Source organism: Paenibacillus sp. fava2, from assembly GCF_058313675.1.
The window spans coordinates 4,728,859-4,751,809 of record NZ_CM177755.1; the positions used below are offsets into that span (position 1 = coordinate 4,728,859).

Here is a 22,951-nt window from a genome sequence, read left to right on the forward strand (position 1 = left end):
GTTAAGAAACCGCCGCGCAGGTCTCAAGAAACTGACGTCCGAAGTTCCGGCAGCTATCCTTTTCCGCTGCATTCGGGCCGTATTCAATCTTCAGGCTCTCCTGCACGATTTCTGCCCCGCGCTCCTTCAGCTTTTCTTCAATCAGGTCAACAGCACCGCAGTAAATAGAATATCCGGTATCTCCGCTGCCAAATGCGGCTGCCTTGAAGCCGGCCAGATCAAGCTCATCCATCTCCTCATAGAAATCAAGGAACTCGTCAGGCAGCTCGCCGTCCCCCCATGTATAAGCTCCCAGCACTACAGCCTCATAGTTATTTATCTCATCCGCATTACAGTCGGTTACCGATTTCAAAACGGCCTCTCCGCCTGCCTGGCGTATCCCCTCTGCGATCAGTTCTGCGATCTCTTCCGTGTTACCGGTTAAGCTGGCATATGCCACAAGCACCTTAGCCATGATTCTGTCCTCCCTAGTTATGCATGAAGTATATAACGGCCCCTTAATGTGCCCCGAAGCCAGGATTAATTACCCTTATTCTATTTGATAATGATTCTCATTGTCAACATATAAAAAAACCGGACAGCAGCCCTTCAGTCTGGCCATTGTCCGGTTACCTCTTTTCTATCCTATATACGGAGATACATCATCTGCTTAATATGCGCCTTCAAGCAAAGTAATTCCGTTGCCGTCCGGGTCCCGGAAATTCATCTCCCTGCCCCCGTATTCCATCGTAACAGGCGGCTCGCAATCAAGCCCGCGGGCTTTAAGCTCAGCGTAGGTCTCATCCAGGCTGCTGCAGGAGAACACCAGATTGACAACGCCTGTTGTATGCTTGCCCCACTTATGCTCGTCCCAGATAATAATTCCCGGCAGTCCGCCCTCAAAGCCGATTTTGGCCCCGTCGCTGTTGCCGAATCCCTCGAAGGGAACTGGAATTCCGAGAATCTCTGAATAGAAAGCTGCGAGAGCAGCGGTGTCCTTCGTATACAGATTAATACCTTCAAATGCTGAGATCATGCAAAGCTCCCTCTTTTCATATATGTTGTCAGCCTTGTCCGGCTACTGTATCCATTCTAACCGCCCGTGCAGTCCCCGTATTGTAAAAAAGCGACATTCATTTCCCCGCATACACCAGTGCTTCCCGCGGAGTCTGGCCGGCAAACCGTTTAAAGCTGTTGTTAAAATGGGACTGATCGCTGTAACCGAAGCTATGGACCAAATCCTGAATATTGCGGAACTGCGGTGCAGGAGAATACAGATTCCGCCACACATTCTGAAATCTGACCAGATCGGCTGTCTGTTTCGGTGATATACCGATATAATCGCGGAAAAGCCGCTCAAGCTGCCGGCTGCTGAGGACCGATTCGGCAGAGAGCCCGGATACCGTCTTCACTCCTTTTGCCTGTAAAAGGGTATGTACCGCGTTCATTAGCCCGTTGTTGACATTGCCCGCATTATCCAGGCGGCGCAGCAGGTACTCTTCAGCCCAGGCGATCCGCTCTGTTAGTGTCCGGGCTGCTGCCAGTCTTTCCCCAAGCTCTTTGCGGAAGGAGCTGAAATACCGGTCAACCTCGCCGTAAAAATTTTTTACATCCCGGAGATGTTCATCCGCAAACAGATGTACAGCCCAGAAATGAAACCGGATGGCAAAACGTTGCCTGCCTGCAGTCTGCCCGTCTCCGTCCACCTCAAACGGAGTATCATTGATCCCGCAAAACACGCCGCCGGCAGCACCTGTGGCCGTATCCCACTCCCAGATAATGTCCATGCAGGTATCGGGGATGATTATTTCCCGTGCCGCCTGGCGGCTGTCCGGCTTGTCCGTCAGCGCTGAGCATTCGGCAGGATCAGCTTCCGGTTCTGGTACAGTGCCCCAATAGCAGCGGATGTATGGCCGCAGCGCCTTGCATGGGATAAACTCCCCCGCTCCACCCGGTCTGGCGGTGATCGGATAATACAGCTCTGCCAGATTGTACACGACTGTTCCTCCGTTCTTTTTGGGATCTCCGCTATTATCTGCTTCCCCTTTTCCTGATCATACACAATCAATCCCAGTATATAAAGTCTAACTATTACTGGTTTGAGGCATTATGCCGGGCAGACAGGATGGGTATGCTGAGAATAGCCGCTGCTTCGTAACCTTTTTGTTTGTAGCCGCCCTGTTAAATGTTGTACAATAAAATCTAAATGAATTTTTGAAGGATGGATTAATGATGTATATTGCAGGCGATTGGAAAGACTACGAAGTTATTGATACCGGAGGCGGCGAAAAGCTGGAGCGCTGGGGCGACATTATCCTGCGCCGTCCGGACCCGCAGATTATCTGGCCGCTGGCCCAGGAAACAGCCAAATGGCGTGATGTGCACGGACATTATCACCGCAGCTCCTCCGGCGGCGGACAATGGGAAATGAAAAAGAGTATTCCGGATGACTGGAAAATCAGCTACGGCAAGCTGAAGTTCCACCTGCGTCCGACTAATTTTAAGCATACGGGCCTTTTCCCTGAGCAGGCCGCGAACTGGAGCTGGATGATGGACAAGATCGCCGGTGCGAACCGTCCGATTTCTGTGCTTAACCTGTTCGCTTATACCGGCGGAGCTACTGTCGCTGCAGCCAGTGCAGGAGCTTCGGTTGTTCATGTCGATGCAGCCAAGGGTATGGTTCAGTGGGCAAAAGAAAATATCCAGCTGTCCGGTCTCGGCGAACGTCCGGTCCGTTTCATCACTGACGACGTATTCAAATTCGTGCAGCGGGAACAGCGCCGCGGCAGCAAATACGATGCCATTATTATGGACCCGCCGTCCTACGGGCGCGGACCCGGGGGCGAAATGTGGAAGCTGGAGTCCAGCCTCTACCCGTTCCTCGAAAGCTGTATGGAGATCATGAGCGACAGGCCGCTGTTCATGCTGATCAATTCCTACACCACCGGCATCTCGCCGACTGTTCTGCGCAATATGCTCTCAATGACCATGGGCAAGCGTTACGGCGGCAAGCTGACCTCTGGCGAGATCGGTCTGCCGATTACGGCCTCCGGCATGAACCTGCCTTGCGGAATTCTGGGCCGCTGGGAGGCGTAAGCCATGAATATGCAGCATAACGGTACAGGAGAAGGAACGTCCGGTGCACAGTCGCGTTTTGAGATTCTGTTCGAGGACAATCATCTGCTTGGCATTGTGAAGCCGGTGAATATTCCTGTTCAGGAAGACGCCACCGGCGACCCTGATCTCCTGAGCCTGCTCAAGGAGGATATCAAGGAACGGTATAACAAGCCCGGCAATGTCTTCATGGGGCTTGTGCACCGGCTGGACCGCCCGGTCGGCGGTGCCATGATCTTCGCCAAGACGTCCAAGGCTGCCTCGCGGCTGTCTGACAGCGTCCGCACCCATGCCTTCCGCAAGGTGTACCTGACCGTCGTCCACGGCAAGCCGCCTGCTTCCCAGGGCCGGCTGATCAACACTTTGCTGAAGGACGCGAAGAGCAACACCGTCTCCATTGTCCGTAAAGGCACACCCGGCGGCAAGGAAGCTATCCTTGATTATACCGTGCTGGGCACCGCAGAAGGCTACAGCCTGCTGAAGATCGATCTGCTTACCGGACGCTCGCACCAGATCCGTGTGCAGCTGAACGGGATCGGGTGCCCGCTGTTCGGAGACCAGAAATACGGTACTGCCGTTAACCGTCCGGGACAGCAGATCGCCCTCTGGTCGGCTGTTGTCGGCTTCCCGCACCCGGTTACCAAAGAAGATATAGAACTCATCTCGCTGCCCCCGCAGGCCCATCCCTGGGACCTGTGGCCGCAGCAGGTACAGAAACAGGCCATCCGCTGAGGATGGCCTGTTTGATTTGAGGGCTTGGCGCTATCAATCCGGCGCACGCACTTTGCTGTACGCGTCAACCGTTACAATAAGAATACTGCTTAAGCTCTGTATAAGTGGAATTTTGTCATCTAATCCGTTAACGCACACGATCTTCGATTCCCAAAGTAGATGAACTGTATAAAATCAGAGTTTACGGTGTCATACTTTCAGGCGCCGGGGCTACCGCCATCTTCCCCATCAGATACAGCAGAAGCTGCTGGTTATGCGATGAAATCGGGTCGAGCGCTTCGGCGAAAAAATCACTCCGCACTTTTAATCCGCGCGCTGCTTCCTTCCGGCCCACCTCGGTAATGCTCACCCAGACAATCCGCCGGTCTGCCGCATCGCGTTCGCGTACGATCAGTCCGTTCTTCTCCATCCGGTCAAGCAGCATCGTTACTGCCGCCGGGCTGGTCGCCAGATGAGGTGCCAGATCAGAAGGCTTCATCGCATCTCTTTCCTGCAGCAGTTCCAATACGGTGAGCTGGGCATCAGTCAGTGTAGGGGCAAGGTTGCTGTCCATATGTAATTTGTAGTCCTTTAAGATTTTGTGCCAGATTTTACTGAATTCAGAGGAGTGCACACTTATTCCTTCCTTTCCCTGCGGATCTCAATCCGGTATATCTACATTTTCGAGAAATAAATTCCATTTCCTGCTAAACAAAAAAATAATTCTGAAACAGTCCGGAAGACCTGCCTGCAGCATTAAAAAATAAAACGGCGCATGTCTCAGCTTCCAACAAAGCTGCACATGCGCCGTTAAACATTTAGATCATCTTAACCGGCTTTATTCCGTTATTTAATGGCCGGGAAAAGCGTAATAATCTCATCCTTCTTCTCCACTGTAACCATTGCCTTGCCTATGGAGCGCCGTTCGCCAAGCGGTGCCGATTCGGATGAGAAGGTGTGTACCTGCCCGTCGCGGGTAATGGCCACCAGCTCCACCGGCTCCTTGCAGTGGAACGCGCCGGCGATCCGGCTGCCGTTCGGTTTAACACGCTTGCCTTCCTTGAACTCAAAGGTCGGCATCCCCTTGCCGCCGCGGCTCTGGGAAGGGTAATCTACTAGCAGACTTCGCTTGGCGTAACCGATATCTGTAACAGCAAGGATCTCTCCCTCATCTTCACTCACCCAGAAGCAGGAGACCACTTCGTCACCTTCACGCAGCTGGATACCTCTAACTCCGCTGGCCACACGGCCCATCGGGTTCACTTCGCTTTCCTTGAAACGGATACACATTCCATCACGGCTCACCAGCACAATGTCCTTGTCCCCGCTGCTGAGCGCTACTGTAATGATCTCATCGCCTTCAGCAACCTTGCAGGCGGCTACAGCCCCTGAGCGGCTGGTAGAATACTCCTTGAGCTCCGTACGCTTTACCTGGCCCTTGCGGGTAACAAATACAAGGCTGGACTGCGGATCGTCCAGATTGCCCACCGGCAGCATGCTTACAACGCTGTCCCCCTTGGCGAGGCTGATGACGTTGACAATTGCCGTCCCCGGCTCCTTCCACTTAAATTCCGGTATCTGGTGAACCGGAAGCAGGAAGTACTGTCCTTTGCGGGTGAAGACAAGCAGGCTGTCCCGGGTATTGAGGTCGAGCAGCCTGACGATATGATCGCCGTCCTTGACTCCGGAAGCATTGCGTTCACCGCCGGAGCGGGTAAAGGACAGCATGCCGGTCCGCTTGATATAGCCGTCGGCTGACAGCGCTACAAGCACATCTTCTGCGTTAACCAGCACTTCAAGGCTGACCTTCAATTCTTCAACTTCGCCTTGGATCAGCGAGCGGCGGTCAATGCCGTATTTATCGCGGATTTCCAGCAGTTCCTTGCGGATAACGGCAATCAGCTTCTTGTCACTGTTCAGAATACCGTTCAATGTGTTGATCCGGGCCATCATTTCATCCAGTTCTTTCTGCAATGAATGAATCTCCAGATTTGTCAGGCGGTACAGCTGCAGAGTAAGAATTGAATCTGCCTGGCGCTCACTGAAGCCGAACATCCAGACCAGGTTGTTCTGGGCATCCTGGCGGTTCTTGGAGGCCTTGATTGCTGCAATGACCTCGTCAAGGATATTAAGCGCCTTGACCAGTCCCTCCAGCACATGCGCACGGTCCTCTGCCCGCTCCAGGTCAAACTGGGTGCGGCGGGTGACCACCTCGCGCTGGTGGGCGATATAAGCCTCCAGGATCGCTTTGAGGCCAAGCTGCTGCGGCGCCTTGTTCACAATGGCAACCATGTTGAAGTTATACGTAACCTGCAGATCAGTCTTTTTGAGCAAGTAAGCCAGAACACCTTGGGCATCGGCATCCTTCTTCAGCTCGACTACAATGCGCAGGCCTTCCCGGCCGCTCTCATCGCGGACTTCCGCGATGCCGTCGATCTTCTTTTCCAGCCGGATATTCTCCATCGAGGTAACCAGCCGCGATTTTACGATCTGGAACGGCACCTCGGTAATGACAATCTGCTGCTTGCCGCCGCGCAGGTTCTCGATCTCGGTCTTGGAGCGCAGGTAAATCCGCCCTTTGCCGGTGCGGTAAGCGTCCATAATTCCGTCGCCGCCCATGATCGTACCGCCGGTCGGGAAATCGGGACCTTTGATAAAGGTCATGATGTCCTCCAGCGAAATATCCGGCTTCTGCATGACGGCAATACAGGCGTCGATCACTTCACGCAGGTTATGCGGCGGGATCTCTGTCGCAAAGCCGGCAGAAATCCCGCTTGTTCCGTTGACCAGCAGGTTCGGAAAACGCGATGGCACCACTACCGGTTCCTTCGCGGTATTATCAAAGTTGTCCTTGAACAGGACCGTGCGCTTCTCAATATCGCGCATCATCTCCATCGCAATCGGCGACAGACGGGCTTCAGTATAACGCATCGCAGCTGCCGGGTCATCATCCATCGAGCCCCAGTTGCCGTGTCCGTCTACCAGGACATGCCCCATTTTCCATGGCTGGGCCATGCGGACCATACCATCGTAGATGGAGGAGTCCCCGTGGGGATGGTAGTTACCCATAACGTCACCGACGGTCTTGGCCGATTTACGGTACGGCTTGTCCGGGGTATTGCCCGAGTCGTACATCGCATACAGAATCCGGCGCTGCACGGGCTTCAGCCCGTCGCGTACATCGGGAATCGCCCGGTCCTGAATAATATATTTGGAATACCGGCCAAAGCGGTCACCGACGACCTCTTCCAGAAAAGCCGGCGAAAATTGTTCTGATAAACTGCTCACTTGGCTCACCTTCTGTTCCTCAATCTATCCCGTTAAAAAAAGTCTGATGATTATCGTCATTCCGCAGAAAGTCTGGACTTGCAACCGCTGTTATTCTTGAATCTACATTATTGTCCGCTATACAGATTAACTTATAGATTTCTTATTTGGGCTTTGCCGTGACTCCAGAGAATGTTTGGACTTCCGGCCGCTGTTGTCTGCAGATTTCCTGATTTAATCCGCTGTTCGCGGTTGAAATCCGCAGACAAAGGCGGTCGCATTCGCTCCTACAGTTCCAAAATTCCCTTCCGCCACTTCTCCTAATAAAAGTATAAAAGTTGAATCTTTATAGCAAGGTTGAAATTCAAGAATAAAGGCGAACGTTGCCGCCTTGCAGGCTTTAACTCTGCTCCATTCCTCTAATCATCAAGCTTTTAGAAACCGGAAGCAATCGTCACTTCCGCTAAAATCCATGCCGCACAGAAGCTGCGGCATGGGTAAAGCAAAGGCGGGTTAAACGCACATCCCGCCGTAAACTGCAGAGCAGAACAGCCAACGAACGGCCGCTCTTACTCAATGATCTCCGTAAAATCAACATTCTCAACAATCCAGCGCTTGCGCGGGTCGACCTTGTCCCCCATCAGGGTGGAGACGCGGCGCTCCGCCTTGGCGGCATCCTCAATCTGCACCTGGAGCAGGGTCCGGGTGTCCTGGTTCATCGTTGTCTCCCAGAGCTGATCGGGGTTCATCTCGCCGAGTCCCTTGTAGCGCTGCAGCTCGAAATTCTTGCCGAACTCCTTCAGGTAGTTCTGCAGCTCTTCATCACTCCAGGCATAGCGTACGGTTTCCAGCTTGCCCGATTTGCGGGTCAGCTTGTACAGCGGCGGCTGGGCGATGAAAACCTTGCCGGCATCAATCAGCGGCTTCATGTAACGGTAGAAGAAAGTCAGCAGCAGCACCTGGATATGTGCGCCGTCTGTGTCGGCGTCAGTCATGATAATGATTTTGGAATAATTGCTGTCCTCTACGGCAAAATCCGGGCCGATCCCGGCACCGATCGCTGAAATAATCGCCTTGTATTCATCATTCTTCAGAATATCAAGCAGCTTGGCCTTCTCCGGATTCATCGGCTTGCCCTTCAGCGGCAGAATCGCCTGAATCTTGGAATCACGGCCCTGTTTGGCTGATCCGCCGGCGGAATCCCCTTCGACGATGAACAGCTCGGTGCGTGTAACATCCTTCGACTGGGCCGGAGACAGCTTTCCGCCGAGATTCGAGCTCTCGCTGCGTTTCTTGCCGCTGCGGATCTCGTCTCTCGCCTTGCGCGCCGCTTCACGGGCCTTGGACGCCTGAATCGACTTCTTCAGCAGACTCTGGGCGACCTGCGGGTTCTCTTCAAGGAAACGGGCCATGTTCTCGGCCACGATATAATCGACGGCGCTGCGGGCAGAGGCGCTGCCTAGCTGATCCTTGGTCTGGCCGACGAATTCGACCTCAGCCATCTTGACGCTGATAACGGCCATCATGCCTTCGCGCAGATCGTTACCCTCGAGGTTCTTGTCCTTCTCCTTCAGGAGCTGTGTCCGGCGGGCGTAATCATTCAATACGCGCGTATAGGCCGTCTTGAACCCGGTCTCGTGGGTTCCGCCGCTGCGGGTAGGAATGGAGTTGACGAACGAGGCCAGCGTTTCGGTATAACCTGCGTTATACTGCAATGCTACCTCAACCTCGATCTCATCCTTCTCCGAACTGAAGTGGATGACGTCATGCAGCGTATCCTTGCCTTCGTTCAGGAACTGCACGAACTGGCTGGCGCCGCCTTCGTAGAAGTATTCATCCTGGCGTCCGCTGCGCTCGTCATTCAGGGTGATCCGCAGACCCGAGTTCAGAAAGGCGATCTCCTGCACCCGTTCCGCAAGCGTGTCGTAGTTCAGGGCAATGCCGTTTGCGAAGACGCGAATATCCGGCTTGAAGGTGATCTTCGTACCGGTCTTGTTCGTATTTCCGAGAACCTCGAGGCCGGTTACAGGCTCGCCTACATGCTCCTTGCCGCTCTTGTCCACCCAGTATTCGAACCGCTGGCGGTGGGTTTTACCGTCACGGTAAATCTCAACCTCCAGCCACTCGGACAGGGCGTTGGTGACAGAAGCGCCTACGCCGTGCAGCCCGCCCGATTTTTTGTAGCCGGAGCCGCCGAATTTACCGCCTGCATGCAGAATCGTAAATACAACCTGCGGCGTAGGCACTCCCGTTTTGTGCATTCCGGTCGGGATCCCCCGCCCGTTATCAATGACGGTAACCGAACCGTCCTTACGCAATGTAATATCAATTTTGGAACAAAATTTGGCTAAATGCTCATCAACGGCGTTATCCACGATTTCCCATACAAGATGGTGCAGTCCCGAAGAACTCGTACTGCCGATATACATGCCGGGCCGTTTGCGGACCGCAACCAGACCTTCGAGCACCTGAATGTCGTCAGCATCGTATCCGGTCCGGCCTGCTTCGCCGTCCTTGGAGACTTTTGCAAACATATCGATCTGTTCGAGCATTCATGCTCCTCCTTCTTTATCTCACTTACTCTGAAATGCAAACAAACGTTTTCGTTCACTTTGTACATTCTAATTCAAAATATCCCGTTTCGTAAAGACGGCGAATGAAATGATTATCGCGGCGAGCCCCCAAACCGACAATACCGCCAGTGAAAAGGGCAGTGTCATTCCCTCAATCGGCGCAGGCGTACCGGCTAAATAACCGGTGAGGCCCAGATTGACCATGAACAAATACTTCGCGGTCGACCAGGCTGCAGCCATGTTCGTCAGGATTGTTCCGGCAATCAGTGCCGCCATCATCACTACGATGCTCGCAGCCGTACTGCGCACCAGAACCGAAACCATGAAGGCCAGCAGGGCAACAACCACGCTAACGAACCAGATCAGCCCGCCCTGCATCAGCAGGTACTTCCACTGTGGCACTGAATGCACACCGCTCATATCAACGGTATCTCCGCTCAGCTGAAAGCCGGTGAACACCGGAATATTAAAGCCCTTATAGCCAAAAGCAAGCCCGGATATCAGGTAGCTGATCACAAATACCGAAAGCACGATCAGGGACACGAACATGAGCAGTGCTGCCATTTTGCTGAAGAGCACCTTCCAGCGTCTGACCGGGCGGGTCAGCAGCATTTTGATGGTGCCCGTCGTCCGTTCACCGGACACCAGATCCGAAGCAACCGCCATAATTAGCAGCGGAATGAACAGGGAAACCGAATTATCGAGAAACTCACGGGTAAAGGTGACCCCGCTCGGCTCATTGGGATTGACATCATGGTCCAGATAATACTGCAGCTGCTGGATAAAAATCCTCCGGTATGATTTCCATTCCTCCGGAATCCGGTCGCTGCTGAGTGAATTCTGGTTATCGGTGATCCGCTGCTGGATCTCCAGCCGCCAGTCCGAGTTGAACTTGTCCCGGCTGCGCTCGGCAATCCGCATCTGCGCATAGGTAAACATCGGCACCAGCACAAGCAGAATCAGCAGAATAACATAGAAGCGCTTCTTTTTTATTATTTTGGTACACTCATTGCGGATGAGCGGAAGCAGATTAGTCAATAGATTCACCTTCCGTTAGCTTCAAGAATAGCTGTTCCAGTGTAGGATTGATTTTATGCACGGCATTTACCTCCACCCCTGCCGCCACCATCGCGGCCACAGTCTCCGGAATGAGGGCTTCGTCCATGGCTGTGATGACTGAGCCCCCGCCCATTCCGGCAATAACCGAGTCGTCGAGCGTAACTTCATCGAGCCCGAGCAGCCGGATACCGGGATGTTCTTCCAGAATGGCCCTGGCCGCCGGAACCGGCGCCAGATCCCAGAGCACATAAGGGGAGTTGCGGGCGACAAGTTCATCGACACCGCCGACGGCGAGTACCCGCCCCTTGCTGATAATGGCCACCCGGTCGCACAGCAGCTGAATTTCGCTCAGCAGATGGCTAGAGACAAATACGGCCAGGCCGCCTTCGGCCAGCTTGCGGATAAATTCACGCAGCTCCTTGATCCCTTTGGGATCAAGCCCGTTTGTCGGCTCATCCAGAATGAGCAGCCGCGGGCGCCCGAGGAGCGCCTGGGCAATACCGAGCCGCTGCCGCATCCCCAGAGAATAAGTGCTGACCTTGTCTTGAATACGCTGGTCAAGACGGACGATCTCCACTACCTCAGCAATCCGCTGCTCATCCACTCCCGGCTGCATCCGGGCAAAATGCTGCAGATTTTCCCAGCCGGTCAGATAGGTGTAGACCTCCGGATTCTCCACGATCGACCCTACGTATTGGAGCGCTTTTTCAGGATTACGGTTAACGTTATAGCCGCAGACGGTAATAGTGCCCTCTGTCGGACGGATCAGATCGACGAGCATCCGGATGGTAGTCGTTTTGCCGGCGCCGTTCGGCCCCAGAAACCCGAAGATCTCCCCTTCCTTCACGTCAAAGGTGACATCGTCTATGATCCATTTGCGGCTGATTTTTTTGCGGACACCTTTTACGGACAACACAATATCTGCGGGCTCAGCGCCTCTCTCTTTTGCCATATACCACAGCTCCTTGCTGACGTTCATTCTGGTCTTATTGGATTCCATTATTACCTTATAGCCTGTACAATCCGCTCGCTGATCCGCTGGTAGCCGTCACCGTTCGGGTGAAAATGATCACTTGAGAGGTACTTGTCCAAATGGCGGTTAAACAAATCAAAGGTCGGAACAAGCGTCATATTGCTGTGCGTGTTGATGATGTCCATCGCCGCACTGTTCCAGGCTGTCACCGCCTGATTGCCCGGCACAAGCAGATCTTCTATATCGCCAAAGGGATTATACAATCCCACATAATAGACCTGCGCTTCCGGATTAATCCCGGCAATGGTCTCCAGAATCTCTCCCAGCCGCTTTGCCGCATCCGGCAGGGCAGCCAGCAGCGCTTCCGGTGTCAGCTCATCTTCATTCGGCTTCGGAGTAGAGGTAACAAGCGCACTAGGCTTCCCGTCAAGAACGCCGCCGGGCTGCACTGTGCCGGTGCTGCCCTCAGTATCTTCAGCCGGAGCCTGATCTGCTCCCGCAGGGCCTGCATCTCCCCCGGTCCCGTTACCCAGAATATCCGAGCCGCGGAACAGGTCGTTGCCGCCGATGGACACCAATACAACGCTCGCCTGACGAAGCGCGTACTGGACGCCTTCCTCCTGCAGCTTCGTCTGCAGCCCGGCAGTAGTCAGACCGTTAATTCCCATATTGCCAAGCAGCTGGGCCTGGCCTCCACCCTTTGTCAGCCCGTCCAGCGTCCGTCTGACAAAACCGCTGCCGCTGTTGTCCCCGGTGCCTTTGGCCAGCGAGTCGCCCAGGGCCAGAATCTTCACTTCACCTGCTGCGGCCGGTACCGGGGTTGCAGTCTCCTGCGGCAGTGATCCGGTCAGTGCCTCCCCACGGGGATTGATAATATCGCCTATTGCATATACAAAGCCCACAATTAAAAGAAGTGTAGCCGCGACAGAAATCAGGCTTACACTGCGCCAGGTCCATTTTGCATCCTTCAAAGCAATCCCTCCGTATGCCTCTATTCTCCATTGTTCCACATTTTACAAACTTCTTAACGTATGTAAATAAACATAATTCTTCTATACACAATTTGCAAATAAGCAGGAGGCATTACAATGCAGGTAACCCGTTTTCACTTTCTTTTAATATTCAGGCTGTATGCTGGAGAAAACTAACGAGTCTGAGGGGTGGGAGAATGCCTAACATTTGGATGCATCTGGAGTACGGAAAACAGCTTGCAGCAGAGCTTCAAGGGGAATTTGCTTTTCTCGATGACTTCAAAATACATCCCGAGCTGTTTCAGCTGGGCTGCCAGGGGCCTGATTTTCTGCTGTATCACCGTTTTTTTCCCTGGAAAAAAGAAACCCGGGCGCTCCGGCTCGGCGATGTCATGCATACAGAGCACTGCGGCCCGGTGCTGGTGGAATTCTGGGAGCGGACTTTAGCCTTGCCTGCCGGAGAGCGCAGGGAAGCCCAGCAGTACTTTCTCGGGTTCATCACCCATCATCTGCTTGACCGCAATCTTCATCCTTATATCAACTGGAAGGCAGGCTATGAGCACCGGAATCACCAGCGCTTTGAGATTGTGCTGGACACTTTGTTCATGAAGTCGCTGAAGCAGATGGATAACTGGCTGCACGCAGCCTGGAAGCAAATCAATGTAGGCTCACATCTGCCCTTCAGCGTGCACGGCATTCTTCACGACACGGCTTCCCGCTGGTATCCCGATACCGGCAGAATTCCACGCGAGATGTGGGACGAAGCCTATCTGGATATGCTGCTGGCCCATAAGTTCCTGTACGATCCCAGAGGCTGGAAGAAATCACTGCTGCGCGGCAAAGCCCTCCGGCTCTTTTCCCGGCCGCTGTCCCCTGCTGAAGAGCAGCTTGATTACTTAAACGAAAGGCATGGCGAGTGGCGGCATTCCGCCCTTTATTCCGAGGTGCGCACCGAAAGTGTCTGGGACTTGTGGGAGCAGGCGCTGGCAGAAGGACGGACTGTCCTGCGGGCGCTCGCCTCATGGCTGAACAGCCCGTCAGCAGCGGAGGCGGCCCGGGCTCAGGGGTATTTCGTGCAGGTGCTGGGTGACCGCTCCTACGACACAGGCAAGGAATGCAGCAGCCGGCTGAAGAATCTGCATGCCGAGCCGATCTGGGAGGCAGGCATTTCCTGAACTCCCAGGATTCCGTCCAAAAAAGGACTGCGCTGGAGTGAGCCGTTTAGGCGGCTTGTCCAGGCAGTCCTTTTGTATTCTTGCTGTATTTATAGTGTGTGGGCGTTACGAGACTTATTTACCGATGAATTCCTGCACCCAGTAGTTATTATCGAACCCTACTCCGATGTAGTTAAAGTTAGCGCTAAGAATGTTGGCACGGTGACCCGCACTGTTCATCCACGCGGTCATTACTTCCTGCGGTGTCTTCTGGCCCATGGCGATGTTCTCACCGGCTGCCTGGTAGGTTATTCCAAAGGACTTCATCATGTCAAAAGGCGATCCGTACGTAGGCGAAGTGTGGGAGAAGTAATTGTTAACACGCATATCCGTCGCCTTGGCAGCTGCTACTTTGTTCAGGCTGTCCAGGGCTGCCACCGGAGACAATCCGGCTGCAGCGCGCTCTTTATTCACCAGGTCTACAACTTGTTTCACATAAGAAGACTGTGTGGATGCAGTTGCAGCCGGTGCGGCTGTCGCTGCCGGTGTTGCTGCTGGCTTGGCGGTTGCTGACGGCTTCGCAGTTGCTGCCGGTGCCGCTGTTGCCGCAGGCTTAGCGGTTGGAGCAGGTGTAGCGGTAGCTGCCGGTGCTGCAGTTGCCGCAGGCACAACCGGCGGCTTGAACTTCGATACCGTTACGGTATTTCCGTTAAAATAAAATGCCTTGTTGCTATATTGAGCGAAGTATTGAACGAATTGGGCAAAGCTTGGATTGTTCTCTACCGTAGTAGTCCCGGTTGCTGCATCAGCCTGTGACGGCAGCGAAATGCTCAGCGCCATCACCGCTGCTATACTTCCACCGATCATTGCTTTTACCGTTTTGCTCTTCATTATGCCATCTCCTTGTTCTTGTTGTAGTATTTGCAGTGCTGCAAGTATATGGGCACCAATTATTACAAAGTTGTCATTTCTTCCTCAGTCATTGTAGCATAAAACTATCAGCTGTGCGCTGCTAATTATTTACATTGCAAGCTTTAGAGAAAAGCTTGTCCAATTATATCTTCAAAAGACCGCCTCCCGGATCACAGGAAGCAGTCTTCGTTGCTTGTAAAGCTTGCTATTCTATTTATCGGCCCTGCTGTTTATATTGTTTAATGAAAGGACTGCCAGAAATCGCCTTCGGTCGAAATTAGGCCCATAATCTCTGCATACGGAATCCGGAAGGTCGGGAAGCCGGCGGAGTATGGAGCGATCTCATAAGGCGCAAAATACAGGTACAGCGCATCCTCATCCACATAAAACGGCTGATCTGCCGTAATGCCCTTATACGTATCCGGAAAAACATAAGAATACTGCGGGTCATTCGCAATCTGCTTGCCGACGATCTCACTGAGCTTTTCAACATATCTGCTGCCGGGTTTAAACAGGTCACTGAGCGTATAAAATCTGCCGCTGCGCAGATTGACATGCTCATACAGCATAGTAGGCATACCATGCGCTGCACCGAACGGGTAATTGTAGCCGCTGAGCTCCAGCACAAGCAGGTTTTTACGGAAAAATTCCACGGCAAAATCCCCGGTGTAGCTGAAATCCTGACCTGAGGCATCGCTTGAAACACCTTCAGCCTTGGATAGGCTGCGCAGCCTGCTGTTGACGGCCTTGGACACCTCAATGTCCGCAATGCCTTCAATGACCGGATAATAGACAAGATAGTCTCTGTTCGGCTTATATTTCTTCTCCAGTACAGAGTAAGGAGGCCGGAGCGGGATGACGCCGTTCTGCCGCCACACCTGTTTGCCTTTGCGGTCATAATACGCAGTGCGCTGATCAATATCCGCGCGGATCAGGCTGCCGCTGAAGGATAAGGTGCCGGAACCGGCGATGACGGGCGGCTGTGATGCTCTTTTTCCGCTTTTATCGATAAAGTAAGTATCTTTGGCATCGTAGACGGAGGCCAGCCCGTGCTGGTAATTGTTCACCCCGAGCAGCGGATGATTGCTGAGAATTCTGCCGGTAACAGCATCTGCAATGACATAGCGGGACCCGCGGTACGGCTGGTCGGCATAGACCGGGGTTCCCAGCGCGACACGGTTTTCGCCCAGCTGCTGTACCTCGTAATAGGTGGCCGGGATGATCTGCTTGCCCTGCTTATCAATCAGCCCGTAGGCGTTACCGTAATTCTCCGCTGTGTTGATCACCGCCCGCCCTTCCGAAAACGGCAGCGCGGACGTAAATTGAAGCTTGATCGCGACACTGCCGTTCAGGTTCAGATAGCCGTATTTACCGTTCTCTGTCTCCTGATAGGCCAGCAGCCCGTCGCCCGGATTCCCTACAAAAGCGTGTTTATACGTATGCAGCACCGTGCCGTCCTTATCAATCAGCGCATATTCGCCTTCGGCGGTTTTTACCAGAGCGGTTCCATTCATGAAATCACTTGCATCCAGATAAACGGCTGGCAGCACTTCCTTGCCCTGCGCATCAATGTATCCGTAGCGGGAACCGCCAGCTGTAGTACTTTGCCTGGAAAAAAGCGCCCGCCCCTCATGCAGCGAATTCAGATAATCAAACCGCGCCGCAGTGACTTCCCTGCCCTTCTCATCGATCAACGTATAGCCTTTGGCATCCGACACGACCGCCCTGCCTTCGACAAACGGAGCGATAAAGGAGTAGTAGGGTTTGACCTTTTCGCGTCCGCTGCTGTCAATCAGCCCGCTGCTGTTCTTGCGCTGTACAATTGCCAGGCCGTTCTCCTGAAATTCCTCGGCGTACTCGTATCTGGGTTCAATTGCGGTCCGCCCTTCATTGTTGATGTAGCCCCACAGCGTACCTTCCTTGGTCTTAAAAGGGGCCGGATGCAGCACTTCTGCCCGCAGACCGCCTGCAGCCTCTGCGTCCAGCACATCGAACGGTTCCAGCAACTCCAGTGGCTTAATGTAGTAATCTACCCGGTAGAGCCCGGCCTCTGCGGGCAGCGTAACAAACAGCTCGTCATCCGCCCGGATGAAATCCTCGTCCTGCTGGGCCACATATTCATTCCAGCCGATCCCGTCCCATTTCCACACTTCCGTCTGCAGCAGCCCGTTGTCCGCTCCTTTTGACAGCTCATTCAGCTTAATCCTCAGCATTCCCGTCGCTCCTTTATAAAGGCTTTTGCCTATATCGTATGAAGTTGAGGGGGAAAGGGTGTTTCTGTGCCCAGACATTGGAGCTGCGAGGATACTGCGGGACTTCCGCGGTTTTTGGACTTCCGGCCGCTGTTGTCTTCGGATTTCCTTTATTTATACCGCTGTCAGCGGGTGAAATCCGAAGACAGTATTGCTTCCGTAGCGAGCTTTCCTTCGGAAAGCTTTCAGGCGGACGCTCCCGCTCCTCCAGTTCCAAAATCCGCTCCGTCCCTTCAATCCCCTTCGTCGGAAAGATCAAAAGCAGCACAAAAAACACCCTTTGGTGGGTGTTGGCCGGAAGATCAAGGGCAGCTTTGCACTGCCCTTGTGTCCGTTAGAGGCTTCTGTCATTTCAAGACAGTGGCTGCGCAAGCTCCCAGATATGGCCTGCCGGATCTGCAAAAGCCAGGGTGCGTACTCCCCATGGCCGGTTCAATGGACCGTTCAGGAGCTCGACTCCCTGTTGTGCCAATTCCCTGGCTGCTGCATCTACGTCCTCAACCTGTATCGTAAACTGGAACCGTGAGCCGGATTCCGGGCCGGCAGGCTTGGCCGGCTGAATCAGTCCTGCTGCCTCGGATACATTCAGCAGATTAATGCTCATATTACCGAAATTATATACTGCTGATACTTCGTCTTCGTATACAACCGACAACCGGAATATATCCTCATAGAACCTTCTGGTCTTGTGCAGATCCTCCACAAACAGTGTAATTACATTGACGTTGAGCGCACCTAAATTCATTCATTTACCACCCTTCGATATAATTACAGACGTTTTGTTACTCTGCTATAATTTCAACGTTTGGCTCCAGCAGCACCTCGTCAATCTTTTCTGCATCCTTCTCGTTAAACCGGAAGATCTCCAGAATCAGATCGCCGTCTTTACGGGTTTCCCTTGTGAAGAACGGATAGGATATTTTGAGCAGAAACAGCTGGCCGGAAGCAGCATCCTTATAGAATTTCAGACCATAATTTACTGCACCATTTGTGCTGCTGACTTGACCGGAGTCTATCTGCTCCATACCTATAAAATGCTGCGTATCCTCATCAGCCGCCAGGATTTCCCAGTAATTTGGTGCATACCCTACAGTGGTCAACCAGAGTTGGACAGTAAACCTGAATGAATTGCTGTTCTTATCATCCGTTACTTGGATGTCGAAAGCGGGCTGTTCGGTCAGCTTGGTAACCGTAGCATCCGGTGAGCGGAGTAGTTCATATTCGTGCAATTTATTCAACTCAGAGCTGCTGATAACTTCTGACCAAGGTTCCGGTAGCTTTGATACGTCATAGGTATAATGAACCTCCAGCGTTTTTACCGGTTTGAATGCTAGCCCGTCAGCTTCATATTCAATGACAGCACTTGTAAATTTCGTTTCAAAGTCAGCTACTACGTCCAAAAAATGAATTTCGTCGTTGTATTCATAAGGGATAATATTACCTTCAAAAGTGTCAACCCGGGTATACTCCTCACCGTTCTGTCTATAAATATGCCCGTAATATTGCCTGATTGAACCCTCCATAGTAGTAACATAGAGTTCGTCTAAGCCATCCTTATCAATATCTATAAGGTAGGCAGAAACATATGAATCTTCAATGGAGGAAAATCCCTCAGAATCATTCACTAAAGTAATTTCACCCTGCATTACGCGATCCTGCAGATTAATCTCAAACCTCTGTTCAGCAAAAAAGAGATACTCCTCCCTCCGCTCGACGACCGAGTTCAGATAGTCCTCCCACGTCTCCTGGTGCTGCCCGGGCATCTCACCAGCAGCCGGCTCTGCTGTCGGTTCTGCTGTCGGTTCTGCTACCGGTACTGCCGTCGGTTCTACTGTCGATGCTGCTGTTGGTTGTTCCATTGGTTTTTGCACCGATTCAATCAAGTTATGATCAGATGAAGCAAAGTCAGTCTTTGTATTTACGGGCAATACCTCCTGTTCACTGCAAGATGCAGCAACAACACCAGCAATAAGAATAAAAACTAACCTTTGCGCGGTCTTCAAAATCCCCATAAACTCCAGTCTCTCCTCTAACCTGATCATCTGTCCAACCAGTTTGATCTTGCCCGGCAGCACACGCTGCACCGGAATCCCCACCTGACAGACTCCTTGCGTACAGCCTGTATTGCTCCAATACTATTTCTCGGTTTCAGCCTTTTCCACCTGCTCAAACCTTTAAGAAGTTAACCCTGCTGAAATCTCTCTGCCCGGACCTTCTCCTTTCAAGCTTCAGCCGGACTTCCACCGCAATGGGCTCACGGTTGTTACGCTTGTTACGGCAAGCGGGAATACCGCCGCTTCCGGCCCCCCAAACACAGCTAAGCCGTACGGAATATTCCGTACGGCTTAATCCATTTAGATGAGATGCTTATCTTACTTCCAGATCTCATCCGCAATTTCCTTGATATACGCAAGCTTGTTCCACTGCTGCTCTTCTGTCAGGTGGTTGCCTTCTTCGGTGGAAGCGAAGCCGCATTGCGGGCTCAGGCAGATCCGGTTCAGGTCAACGTACTGCTTGGCTTCCTCGATCCGCTTGAGAATATCTTCCTTATTCTCAAGCTCGCCGAACTTGGAGGAGAACAGGCCCAGCACTACCTGCTGGTTCTCCTTCAGGAAGCGCAGCGGCTTGAAATCCCCCGCACGGTCGGTATCGAACTCCAGATAGTAGCCGGAGTAATTGTCGATGCCGAGGAGTGTCTGCACGATCGGCTCGTAGCCTCCGCCTACACCGGCATAGGTCGATACATAGTTGCCGCGGCACACATGGGTCGTTACAACGAGGTCTTCCGGCAGACCGGCTACAACGGCAGCATTCACCTGGGCCAGCTCATTAGCATAGTCAGCCACATTCACGCCGATTTGTTCCATAATAGCCACAAACTGCTCGTCGCACAGCGCACCCCAGGTGCAATCGTCGAACTGAATGCTGCGGCAGCCCGCATTGTACAGATCAAGCACTGCACCTTTGTAGGCTTTAACAGTATCAGCCAGCAGCTCTTCGCGGTTCGGGTACAGCGCGTTTGTGCTTTCTTTATTTTCGGCACGGTCCAGCTCGAACAGGAACTGGGCAGCAGCCGGAACGGATTGGCGGGCAACCACGTCATCGCCGGCAATCCCTTTAAGGAAGGTATAGTGTGCGACAAACGGATGGCTGCTGTAGCTGATTTTGCCGCTCAGACGGGCCGTTTCCGGTCTGGACTGGGCTCCGTTGAACTGATAGCCCAGGTCAATAATGGTCTGCTCGACTCCGTCAAAGCCCCAGAAGAAATCCAGATGCCACCAGGAGCGGCGGAATTCGCCGTCAGTCACGGCCTGGAGGCCGACTTCTTTTTGCTTCGTTACGAGCTTGACGATTTCGGCGTCTTCAACTTCCTTCAGCCGGGCGGCGGTAATCTCACCGTTCTTGTATTTTAACCGGGCCTCCTTCAAAGCGGCGGGACGCAGGAAGCTGCCTACAATATCATATCGGAATGGGGTTACGGTACGTTTCAAAGGTTCGGTCTGAGTGCTCATCGGTTAATCTCCTCATCAGTTCAATTAGTACAGCTACTATAGCATATCTGCTCAGCTGTACTGTTCTACTAATGATCTATCATCCGTTATAATTAATAGCTATACCAGGATAGCCCTGATAATCAGTCCGGAGAAGGGCCTCCGGCGGGAATCGTAATCAGGAAGGCGGTTCCCCTGCCCTTTTCACTCTCAACCTCTATATCCCCTTTGAGCTTGTCCACAGTGCTGTATACCATAAGCATTCCCAGGCCGGTTCCTTCCTCCTTGGTGGAGTAATACGGCTTGCCGAGCCGTGAAATTTCCTCTTTCGTCATGCCAATCCCGGTGTCCCGGATGCTGATTATAATATTCTGCTTGTTTTCCGAGATCTGAATGGTCAGCGTCCCGCCTTCCTTCTCTTTCATGGCTTCTATGCCGTTTTTGTAAAGGTTGATCAGGCACTGCTGGATCTGATTTTTGTCATAGCTGGTATTCAGTGTATTGGTGAAATGGAACTGAACGTCAACCTTGTGAATAGAGGCAAAGGGCATAATGATATTCTTGGTATACTCTGCTTCTGTCAGCATATTGGAGAACACCATATTACCGGACTGCGGCTTGGCAAAAGAAAGATAATCACTGACAATCTTCTCCGCCCGGTCCAGCTCCTGCAGGGACAGCTCCACATAGCCTTTCTCCTCTGGCGTAATATTCCCGGATTTGTTGAGCAGCTGCAGGAAACCGCTCGTCACCGTAAGCGGATTTCTGATTTCATGTGACACACTGGCCGCCAGCTCACTGACGACATTCAGACGCTCCGACTGGAGAATCCGGTCACGGTTTCGGATATTGGTAATGATCTGCTCAATCAGAATCATAATAATGCTCATTACTCCGACATGTGTTGTCAAGGCATAGAACGTCAGGGTCCAGAACTGCCTGTCCAGCGTCCCCTTCATCACTCCGAGGATAATCAGATAGATGCCCATCGTCAGCGCCGCAATAAAGGTTGCCGATACAATCCGCCGGTTGGCGCTCTGCCTGAGAAACCATTTGCTTAAAAACGGCACAATCAGCAGCACCGCTGTGGAAAACAGGAAGGACGGAATAATACCCGCCCCGCCGATATACAGCCGGTATATATTTAGAATCAGATATAACGGAAGCACGTTCCTGTACCCGCCGAATAACGCCACAAGAATAAACGGCACATAGCGCAGATCATAAATAAAGCCCATCTCCAGCTTAATCGGCTTGGCTATGCACAGGATCATCGTGACTGCAGACATAAACACCAGGATTTTGTTATTGTAACGGTTGGCTCTATTTTCAAAAAATATTACAACAATCAACACCGGAAACAGAATAAACAGAAAATTCAATAGTAGGGTTTCAAACAAAGATCTAACGTCCTCTCAGATGTGCTCAAGCGTTCTTCATTTCTCTATTATAAGAAAAGAACAGACATTTCCTAGAGTAATTGCTGGAAATTATAGACTTCTGTTTAAAGAATGTGTTAATAAAAGGTTATGTCCTTAGCCTTTACAATAAAGTGTAATTCTATCAAAGCAGGTGCAGAAATGAAAATTTCAGTCGAACAGATTGCCAGAGAACAGGAAGAAGAGATCATTATCCGGTGCCACGAGGAAGATGAGGAAATAAGGGGTATAATACATAGGCTTCAGACCGACAGTCTCGTACTGCTTGGATACCAGAATGAACGCGTTCACCGGATCAAGCTCAGGGACATCTATTATTTTGAAGCCGTAGACGGGAAGGTGTTCATTTACTGCAGGAGCAGCGTGTATGAGGTCAAGCAAAAGCTCTATGAGCTGGAGGCGCTTAGCAGCAGGCTGAGCTGTTTTCGCGCATCCAAATCCACCGTGCTGAACATAGCCAAAATTTCCATGGTTCGTCCGGCGTTCAGCGGGCGGTTTGAAGCTGTACTGGATAACGGGGAGCGTGTTGTGATTTCCAGACAGTACGTGCCTGTGCTCAAAAACATGCTGGGCTTATAAGGGGGGAACGGGATGAAGCCACTGCAAATTGTAAAAGAGCTGCTGCGGGATTTTTTGATTATTTTTGCATCCATTATCATCATTATTACTGTGTTACGATCCATCTTTGATCCTGACGAAGCCTTTGATCTGATTACCATTTATATCATAATGGGCTTCTCACTGGTCGGTACGCTAACGGGGATTATTCTCTACACGCCTGACGGGGTAAGCGAGCGGAATATGCGGACAAGGGTGATCCTTCATTTTGCCGCTCTTGAGGTGATTCTGATCGCCCTGGCGTTTGTGACCGGGATGGTGAGAGGTTTCCTGCCTACAGCCCTTTTCGCTGTGCAGATTGCCGCAGTCTACGGGATCGTCCGGCTGTTATCCTGGCAGGTGGATAAAAAAGAAGCGGAGCAGATTAATGAAAAACTACGTCAGCTGAAGATGGATGACCGGCAGGATGGCTAGGAGATCAAGGTTATTTTTGCAGCT

The 22,951-nt window shown here is 52.4% G+C and carries 20 protein-coding genes; 5 read left to right on the plus strand and 15 right to left on the minus strand.

The window, feature by feature from the left end; translation table 11 throughout:
• Position 1 precedes the first annotated feature (1 nt).
• From AC4G46_RS20765 to AC4G46_RS20775, 3 genes are all read right to left on the minus strand, one after another.
• The gene (locus tag AC4G46_RS20765) at positions 2–454 is read right to left on the minus strand and encodes a flavodoxin (RefSeq protein ID WP_491124385.1); all 453 of its coding nucleotides are present in this window, start codon (positions 452–454) and stop codon (positions 2–4) included.
• 195 nt (positions 455–649) lie between these two features.
• Entirely contained in the window at positions 650–1,015 is a 366-nt protein-coding gene (locus AC4G46_RS20770) for a VOC family protein (protein ID WP_068726269.1), read from the minus strand.
• A gap of 97 nt (positions 1,016–1,112) precedes the next feature.
• Positions 1,113–1,976, minus strand: coding sequence for a helix-turn-helix domain-containing protein (locus AC4G46_RS20775; protein ID WP_491124386.1), 864 nt, complete (start codon positions 1,974–1,976; stop codon positions 1,113–1,115).
• Between the two features lie 235 nt (positions 1,977–2,211).
• Between AC4G46_RS20775 and AC4G46_RS20780 the strand changes: the two genes are divergently transcribed.
• Both AC4G46_RS20780 and AC4G46_RS20785 read left to right on the plus strand, forming a co-directional pair.
• Positions 2,212–3,075, plus strand: coding sequence for a class I SAM-dependent methyltransferase (locus tag AC4G46_RS20780; protein ID WP_068726265.1), 864 nt, complete (start codon positions 2,212–2,214; stop codon positions 3,073–3,075).
• A 9-nt stretch (positions 3,076–3,084) separates the two neighbouring features.
• On the plus strand, positions 3,085–3,825 hold the full coding sequence (locus AC4G46_RS20785; RefSeq protein WP_491128942.1) for an RluA family pseudouridine synthase: 741 nt from the start codon (positions 3,085–3,087) through the stop codon (positions 3,823–3,825).
• Positions 3,826–4,006: 181 nt separating this feature from the next.
• Here the strand turns inward: AC4G46_RS20785 and AC4G46_RS20790 are convergent, their stop codons facing one another.
• The 6 genes from AC4G46_RS20790 to AC4G46_RS20815 all read right to left on the minus strand — a co-directional run bounded on the left by AC4G46_RS20790 (position 4,007) and on the right by AC4G46_RS20815 (position 12,647).
• Positions 4,007–4,438, minus strand: coding sequence for a MarR family winged helix-turn-helix transcriptional regulator (locus AC4G46_RS20790; RefSeq protein WP_068726261.1), 432 nt, complete (start codon positions 4,436–4,438; stop codon positions 4,007–4,009).
• A gap of 212 nt (positions 4,439–4,650) precedes the next feature.
• Positions 4,651–7,092 carry a DNA gyrase subunit A gene (gene gyrA, locus AC4G46_RS20795; RefSeq protein WP_491124387.1) on the minus strand — a complete coding sequence of 814 codons (2,442 nt, stop codon included), beginning with the start codon at positions 7,090–7,092 and terminating at the stop codon, positions 4,651–4,653.
• A gap of 548 nt (positions 7,093–7,640) precedes the next feature.
• Complete coding sequence (gene parE, locus AC4G46_RS20800; protein WP_491124388.1) at positions 7,641–9,623, minus strand: DNA topoisomerase IV subunit B; 1,983 nt, start codon at positions 9,621–9,623, stop codon at positions 7,641–7,643.
• A gap of 69 nt (positions 9,624–9,692) precedes the next feature.
• A complete protein-coding gene (locus AC4G46_RS20805) occupies positions 9,693–10,682 on the minus strand; it encodes an ABC transporter permease (protein ID WP_068726255.1) in 990 nt (329 codons plus the stop codon).
• Positions 10,675–11,655: an ABC transporter ATP-binding protein gene (locus AC4G46_RS20810; protein WP_491124389.1), complete on the minus strand. Its 981-nt coding sequence runs from the start codon at positions 11,653–11,655 to the stop codon at positions 10,675–10,677. Before AC4G46_RS20810 ends, AC4G46_RS20805 begins: the two co-directional genes overlap by 8 nt.
• 50 nt (positions 11,656–11,705) lie before the next feature.
• Positions 11,706–12,647: a GDSL-type esterase/lipase family protein gene (locus AC4G46_RS20815; protein ID WP_491124390.1), complete on the minus strand. Its 942-nt coding sequence runs from the start codon at positions 12,645–12,647 to the stop codon at positions 11,706–11,708.
• Between the two features lie 197 nt (positions 12,648–12,844).
• On the opposite strand from AC4G46_RS20815, the gene AC4G46_RS20820 reads away from it, so the two are divergent.
• Complete coding sequence (locus AC4G46_RS20820; protein ID WP_491124391.1) at positions 12,845–13,822, plus strand: zinc dependent phospholipase C family protein; 978 nt, start codon at positions 12,845–12,847, stop codon at positions 13,820–13,822.
• A 114-nt stretch (positions 13,823–13,936) separates the two neighbouring features.
• Here AC4G46_RS20820 and AC4G46_RS20825 read toward each other — a convergent pair whose 3' ends face one another.
• From AC4G46_RS20825 to AC4G46_RS20850, 6 genes are all read right to left on the minus strand, one after another.
• The gene (locus AC4G46_RS20825) at positions 13,937–14,692 is read right to left on the minus strand and encodes a CAP domain-containing protein (protein WP_491124392.1); all 756 of its coding nucleotides are present in this window, start codon (positions 14,690–14,692) and stop codon (positions 13,937–13,939) included.
• A 260-nt stretch (positions 14,693–14,952) separates the two neighbouring features.
• Positions 14,953–16,926: a WG repeat-containing protein gene (locus AC4G46_RS20830; RefSeq protein ID WP_491124393.1), complete on the minus strand. Its 1,974-nt coding sequence runs from the start codon at positions 16,924–16,926 to the stop codon at positions 14,953–14,955.
• A 391-nt stretch (positions 16,927–17,317) separates the two neighbouring features.
• A complete protein-coding gene (locus AC4G46_RS20835; protein ID WP_491124394.1) occupies positions 17,318–17,710 on the minus strand; it encodes a VOC family protein in 393 nt (130 codons plus the stop codon).
• A 37-nt stretch (positions 17,711–17,747) separates the two neighbouring features.
• On the minus strand, positions 17,748–19,061 hold the full coding sequence (locus tag AC4G46_RS20840; RefSeq protein WP_491124395.1) for a PT domain-containing protein: 1,314 nt from the start codon (positions 19,059–19,061) through the stop codon (positions 17,748–17,750).
• 276 nt (positions 19,062–19,337) lie between these two features.
• Complete coding sequence (locus AC4G46_RS20845) at positions 19,338–20,477, minus strand: 5-methyltetrahydropteroyltriglutamate--homocysteine S-methyltransferase (RefSeq protein ID WP_491124396.1); 1,140 nt, start codon at positions 20,475–20,477, stop codon at positions 19,338–19,340.
• 122 nt (positions 20,478–20,599) lie between these two features.
• Positions 20,600–21,811, minus strand: coding sequence for an ATP-binding protein (locus tag AC4G46_RS20850; RefSeq protein WP_491124397.1), 1,212 nt, complete (start codon positions 21,809–21,811; stop codon positions 20,600–20,602).
• Positions 21,812–22,036: 225 nt separating this feature from the next.
• Between AC4G46_RS20850 and AC4G46_RS20855 the strand changes: the two genes are divergently transcribed.
• Positions 22,037–22,474, plus strand: coding sequence for a LytTR family DNA-binding domain-containing protein (locus AC4G46_RS20855; protein ID WP_491124398.1), 438 nt, complete (start codon positions 22,037–22,039; stop codon positions 22,472–22,474).
• Positions 22,475–22,486: 12 nt separating this feature from the next.
• Positions 22,487–22,927 (plus strand): DUF3021 family protein, encoded by a 441-nt coding sequence (locus tag AC4G46_RS20860; protein ID WP_491124399.1) that lies wholly within the window; start codon positions 22,487–22,489, stop codon positions 22,925–22,927.
• Positions 22,928–22,951 lie beyond the last annotated feature (24 nt).